The sequence below is a fragment of the Gelidibacter sp. genome (assembly GCF_035515035.1).
Classification (GTDB): Bacteria; Bacteroidota; Bacteroidia; order Flavobacteriales; family Flavobacteriaceae; genus Gelidibacter.
The window spans coordinates 1-3236 of sequence record NZ_DATJCA010000129.1 but is presented as its reverse complement, the minus strand read 5'-3'; the positions used below and the strand labels follow the sequence as shown (position 1 = coordinate 3236).

Here is a 3236-nt window from a genome sequence, read left to right as displayed (position 1 = left end):
ATTATCCAATCCCATTGCTACAGCATCACGTGCATTGATTCTGCCAACCATCATTTGATTTAAATGTGCTACAGAGCCCATTTTACGTTTATGAACCTCATCTAAGGCAGCAGTCATAATCTCGGGATCGAGATTAAATATCTTAATGCCGTCCACGCCTTTACCATCAGCCCAAGCTACCCACTCCCTCGCTTTTTCTGGTGTAAGAAGCGGCCCGCCTTTCCATCCGCTGCCGGGCACTTGGAAATTTACAATACGCGGTGCCACAATTTTATTGGCTGCACTACGCTTCTTTTCGTTTTCAGTCCAGTCCACGCCTCCTGCCGATACGCCTCGAATGGTAGTGACCCCATGGGCTAACCAGAGTTTATATGCATATTCTGCTTCAGGCGCTTTAGGATTACCACCCACATGCGCATGGATGTTGATAAAACCCGGAAGAACATACCCACCATTCACATCGATTTCTTTGGTTCCTTTAGCAGGACGGTTTTCAGAAGTAATTGGCACGCGAGGCGTTCCCACAAGTTTAATCTCCTTTATCTTGTTTTGTTCGATAACAATGTCAACCGGTCCGAATGTTGGAGCGCCTGTACCATCTATCAGATTGGCATTTCTTATAACCATTCTATCAAAAGGACCTTCGCCTTCATTGGGTTTTCGGTCGGGAGCACCAATCACTTGAGCTCCAGCGATGAATGGTGAAATAATAAATACTGCTAATAAGAAATATTTCATATTAAAAAATCTATAAAATTGTTGTTTCCTCATAAAACTCTTATTTAAATGACATTTTGACTAAATAGTCCATTAATTCAAAAATGTTACAATTAATTAATCGACTTCATTTTTGATTTACTTTATTTTATCATCCCAACGCCATGAAGTTTTATAATCCCTTGTCAATTTCTGATTAGACAATCTTGCCCTGACCATTTCAACAGGCATACGACCACCGAGCAACACAGCGTCATGGAACTGTTTGGAAGTCATTTTGCCACTGTCCACAAATTCTTTATGCAGTGCACGGAACTGCAAACCGCCAACCATATACGCCAATTGATATAAAGGACCATAATGATCTACCGAAAAAGATCTTCTTACTTCACCTTCAGCATTTGCAGGTTCATGCCCTACACGCTCAATAAGAAAGTCAACACATTGCTGCGGCGTCCAGTTACCAAGTTGAAATTCCAACGAGAATACAATCCTTGCGGCACGATGCATACGCCAGAACAGCATTCCCATTTTATCGGCATCAGAGCGGTAAAACTGATCGTCCCATAACAACGTTTCCCAGTAAAAAGCCCATCCCTCGCCCCAAAACGGCGTTCTGTTCAAACTGCTTCGAGCGGTATTAAAACGACTGCTCATATAACCCTGTAAGTGGTGGCCCGGTATAAGCTCATGTTGCACCGTTGGAAAATTAAATGATGGCGTGTTTCCGCGCATACTCATCATTTTGTCCTTGTGTGCCATGCCATCCGTTGGATAGGACAACCGGGTTGCTTCACCTCCTGTAAAAAAAGGACTTGTCAACTGGTTCTCAGGCGTCTGCATGGTCAATCGCCATACCTCTTCCGTCAAAGGAGGCCATGTCACATTATCCATCTTATTGATATAGTCTTTGGAATAATTGGCAATATCAAAAATAACCCATGGCACCTCGCCCGGTGGCGGGGCCAAATTTTTGACATGCTCTAGTGCTGCGCGCCAATCATTGCCGTACCCCATAGCATTGGAGACTTCTTTAAACCGGTCTTCGGTCCATTTAAGCTCCCTCCAACCAATTTCAAGAAGTTGTGCCGCATTGTAAGGAATCATTTCACTGGCCAAATCTGCCTGAAGCCCCTTTTCCATTACCGGATCTCCTATGATTGGGCCCGGATCTCCCGGAGTAATACCGACAACATGTGAAATCAACGCGTTTTGATAATCCTTTAGAGATTGGACCAAGCGCTTATAAGGCAAACGGTTCCACCATGAATATATAGGATCATAGCCATCATAAAAAGTATTCCAATCTGATAAAATGCCCTGAAGATGCCCGATATACCCAGCGGCCCTATTGGCTTGCGCGGCAGTTATATTTGGTATGACAACAACCCCATTTGCCTTCTTGGCTTTATTCTGAAGATCGCTGGTCAAACCATCCAACTCATCGGCTACCAAATCGAGCGTACTGGCAGTGTTTCGGGGATCCAGTCGGATACGGTCAAAACGCGTTTCCTGCAACAATCGCAACTTATCCGAAAATGGAACAAGACCTGCAAATTCTTTCCATCTTTGTGCATCCAAATTCAATCTTTCCAGCTCATAAGTCATTTTATTTCTGAGCAAAATATAATCGATTTTCCCTTCCTGACTTAAAGATTCAAAATCGAGATCCTTAAGGCTTTTTTCCCATCCTTTAAAAAATGTTCTGAACCTTGCTTCTCGAACCGGTGAATATTGAACAGGATATCGACGGCCCAATGCAGCTAAATCTTGTAAATATCGTGTGATTGCCGTTCTCATCTCACTCTCGGTATTTGCAAACTCAACCAAAGTGGATAATACCGGTGGATCTTGTGACCAATTGGGATTAAGAAGCACATCTTTATTTTGTGCTACGGATTTTTCGACGGATGCCATCAGGACCAATACAGCCAACGAACTTAGGAGGAACCTAAAGGCTTTAAAGGATGATAAAATAGTTTTCATAAAATTTTATAGTGTTAATTAATTTTAATAATTATAGGACGATCATCGTTCTACATTCAAACCATCAAGATTAAATTGTGCCATCTTTGAACCTTTAGCTGTCTTAGTGTTGATATTGTACTATCCATAAAAATTATTTGTTTTGAAATGGTGAATTATTTCTTTTTGAGCACATCGCCTTCCCATCGCCACTTGGTTTTATAATCTCTCGTCAATTTCAAACCTAAGAGTCTTGCCCTCACCATTTCTATTGGCATACTTCCACCTATTAAAATGGCGTCATGAAATTCTTTGGCAGGCATACCGCCTTCAACAACAAGTTCCTGATACAGAGCCCTATGCTGCAAAGCACCGGTCATATAAGCAAGTTGGTACAATGGAAGCGTTGCGTAGTACGGATTAGCAAAAGATCGCCTCACTTCCCCTTCGGCATTGGAGCGTTCGTGGCGTACTTCATTAACCAAATAATCCACACATTCTTGAGGTGTCCAGTTTCCTAAATGGAAATTCAAAGAGAATATGATTCGGCCTGC

3 protein-coding genes are annotated in these 3236 nt (G+C 42.4%); all 3 read right to left on the bottom strand.

Going from position 1 to position 3236, the window contains the following annotated elements; genetic code table 11:
- A partial coding sequence (locus tag VLZ86_RS10835; RefSeq protein WP_414652551.1) for an amidohydrolase family protein occupies positions 1 to 738 on the bottom strand: 738 nt, incomplete at its 3' end.
- Positions 739 to 855: 117 nt separating this feature from the next.
- On the bottom strand, positions 856 to 2703 hold the full coding sequence (locus VLZ86_RS10830) for a DUF885 family protein (protein ID WP_325451197.1): 1848 nt from the start codon (positions 2701 to 2703) through the stop codon (positions 856 to 858).
- A 155-nt stretch (positions 2704 to 2858) separates the two neighbouring features.
- A partial coding sequence (locus VLZ86_RS10825; protein ID WP_325451195.1) for a DUF885 family protein occupies positions 2859 to 3236 on the bottom strand: 378 nt, incomplete at its 5' end.